The following is a 2,757-nucleotide window of genomic DNA, read 5'->3' as shown; positions in this document are numbered from 1 at the left end:
CCGAACACATCGTAAAATGTTTCATCGAGGTGCGAACGCGATCATAGGGAGGGGTTTGGATGATGGTGTAACGGGGGCCGCAATCGGTGCAGTTGATAAACGGATAACGGTATCGGCGATTGTGTGAATCATCCATTTCGGCTTGACAGGCAGGGCAAAGAGCCGTGTCAAGTGGGATAGCAACCGATCCAAATCCCAAAGTACTCTCACGAATCTCAAAATCGGTGAACGGCGTAAATTCACACGCTTCAATCTCCATCGAATCGATACGGGCACGTTCAGGGAGGTTTTCTCGCAAAGCACGGATAAATAATTCACACTGCTCACCATGTGCTTCGATCACGACACCCTCTGGGGTATTACACACAAATCCAAAAATCCCATAACGGGTTGCTTCACGGTAGACAAACGGGCGGAATCCGACCCCTTGAACAATTCCTCGTATTACTATTCGTCTACTTTCGAATTGTTCAAACACACTTTCTCCAAAAATAAAACTTATTTTAATCTGTCTCTAGCTTCACGAATCATGTCATTCAGTACTCCAAAAAGGATAGAACTTTGACGTTCAGTTTCCGCAAATGCAACTGAGAGTTCATCACGTCGTTCAACACAATTATCTCGCTTCACACATTCTAATGCACGAAGTACATTGTCATGAACAATTTTGTGTGGTTCTTCAAGTCGACGATACGCATCCGTATGCCCAAATACTCTTTTACCATCCCCGTGTTCGTACCATTTACCGAGTCTGCATCCGTGATGATCTCCAAATTGTGCTTTGAGTTCATTATCAAAAATTGAACCATACGCATTGAGCTTGAACACCAAATGGTCAAGTTTCGCCAATATACCAAAGATTTCATACGAAATGAACTCATTATCTTGTTTGATAGTTTCAGACTTTTCAATCAACTCACCTAATGATTGGGTAAAATCATCCAGTTTGCGTGTCGATTCCATCGCATGTTCTTCCGTTGTCTCACTGCTCTCTACCATCGAACCGGCACTTTGTTTGAGCATGTTGATCGTTACTTCAACCTCGGAAGTCGCTTTTTGGGTACGTTCAGCCAGTTTTCGAACTTCATCGGCAACAACGGCGAATCCTCGTCCGTGTTCACCTGCACGTGCGGCTTCTATCGCTGCATTAAGCGCCAAAAGATTGGTTTGATCGGATATATCTTTAATCAAAGCGATAATCTGAGATATGTCGCCGATATTTTTTTGAAGTTCTTCTGCATTTTCACGATTTTCATTGATCATCTCTGCGATTTGACTAATCGAATTAATAATTCCACCCGTACTCTCTCTTACTTCTAACACTACTTCAGAGGTTGATGCGTTCAGTGCATTGACAGCTGCCAAACTCGCTACTGCTTGCTGCGCAGAATCTTGTAAATCTTTTGCACCGCTCACCGCACCGCCCGTCATATGACCTGAGAGAGTAATCATCATCTCTGAATGGACTAAACTTTTGTTCGCTTTTTCGTTGGCAAAATGGGCATTAGTAGCATCCCTTTGTGCATCTTCAGCGATATTTGCTACTTTGTCTAAAAAACGGTTAAACGAGTTAGCCACTTCTACAATTTCATCATTTCCATCAAAATTAATGCGACGTGTAAGATCAGCATCGCCACTGGAAAGGGCATCTGCAACTTTTTTAAATTCTCCTAAACGCGATGTAATGCGCCGTGTTGTTAACATAAAGAGGACGAGTGCCGCTAAAAAACCTCCGACTGCCGCAAAAACCATTTTGACATGTCCAGAGCTTACCAATTCATCAGCAGTAGATTCATGCTCTTGAGCTTGTTTAGTCGCCTCTTTTACAATAGGATAAATCGTATCATAATGTTTTTGAAATGCTTTTTCGAGTTTACCGTGTATCAAAGAACGAGCCTCATCAATCCGCCCTTCTTTAATCAACGGTATCAGCTCTTCGTTGACGAGAGAAAAATAAACTTCCGCCGTCGTTTTTGCTTCACCTGTAATCATCGCTTTGAGTTTTGGATCTAAATCACTCTTTTTCCAATACACTTGTCGATCACGAAACTCTTTTTCTAAAATACTCAATCGATCTATAAAACGGTCAAACTCTTTAGGATCTTCAACTATTTCTAAACTCGCCAAACGAGCTTCAATAATATACTCTGGCGGCGGCAGAACATCGGCGATCAAATCTTTCGAATTAACAATATGGTTATACGCATCCCCTTTTATTCGAACTGATTCAGTTGTGGAATAGGATATCCAGCTTACCACCACTAAAACCACCAAGGTAAGCCCTGAAGTTATCATCAACCGATTATGTATTGTCATACGGCTATCTCCTCTTTTAAAAACAATCATTATAGCTATTTTTTAACTGAACAATACCCTATTTTTTCATCAAAGAAAGACTCCACCGACAACGCAATTTTCGGTCCCAATCGGATAACTCGTATTCATTAAAATAGGAGTTGCCTTCAAATTTCTCTGTAAACGGCTAAAGAGCGACTGTCCGGCGAAATAGGCGCCGCATAGGACAATATCGGTCGCTTTGGTTTTCCCTTTTATCTCGGTGAGCAGTTCACTGAAATAATCTCCAAAAGATTCAAAGATAGAATAGCTTAAATAGAGCGAACTGACACCTGCAAGACGATAACTAATGATACTTGCTAAAAAGGCTACATGGTTGAAGCGGTTATCCTCCACCTTGGTATCGATCTGGAGTCCCCCTTTGCCGATGAACTTCAGCGCCTCTTTTACAACCCCCTCGAA

Annotated in this window: 2 protein-coding genes and 1 pseudogene; all 3 read right to left on the bottom strand. The window is 42.0% G+C overall.

Translation table 11 applies throughout. The annotated features are described in order from the left end of the window. Positions 1 to 478: acylphosphatase (locus tag PHR02_RS13545; RefSeq protein ID WP_299992836.1), on the bottom strand; the 478-nt coding region annotated here is incomplete at its 3' end. 20 nt (positions 479 to 498) lie between these two features. Next, positions 499 to 2,316: a methyl-accepting chemotaxis protein gene (locus tag PHR02_RS13540; RefSeq protein WP_299992834.1), complete on the bottom strand. Its 1,818-nt coding sequence runs from the start codon at positions 2,314 to 2,316 to the stop codon at positions 499 to 501. 69 nt (positions 2,317 to 2,385) lie between these two features. Then, a pseudogene (locus tag PHR02_RS13535) lies at positions 2,386 to 2,757 on the bottom strand (hypothetical protein); the annotation flags it as partial.

It is taken from the genome of Sulfuricurvum sp., assembly GCF_028688295.1.
Taxonomy (GTDB): Bacteria; Campylobacterota; Campylobacteria; order Campylobacterales; family Sulfurimonadaceae; genus Sulfuricurvum.
The sequence above is the reverse complement of the archived record's forward strand: the minus strand, read 5'-3'. Positions and strand labels throughout refer to the sequence as shown.

Excerpts from the sequence above, each read along its gene's own strand:
- PHR02_RS13540 (WP_299992834.1), bottom strand. The coding sequence starts at position 2,316 with ATGACAATACATAATCGGTTGATGATAACTTCAGGGCTTACCTTGGTG.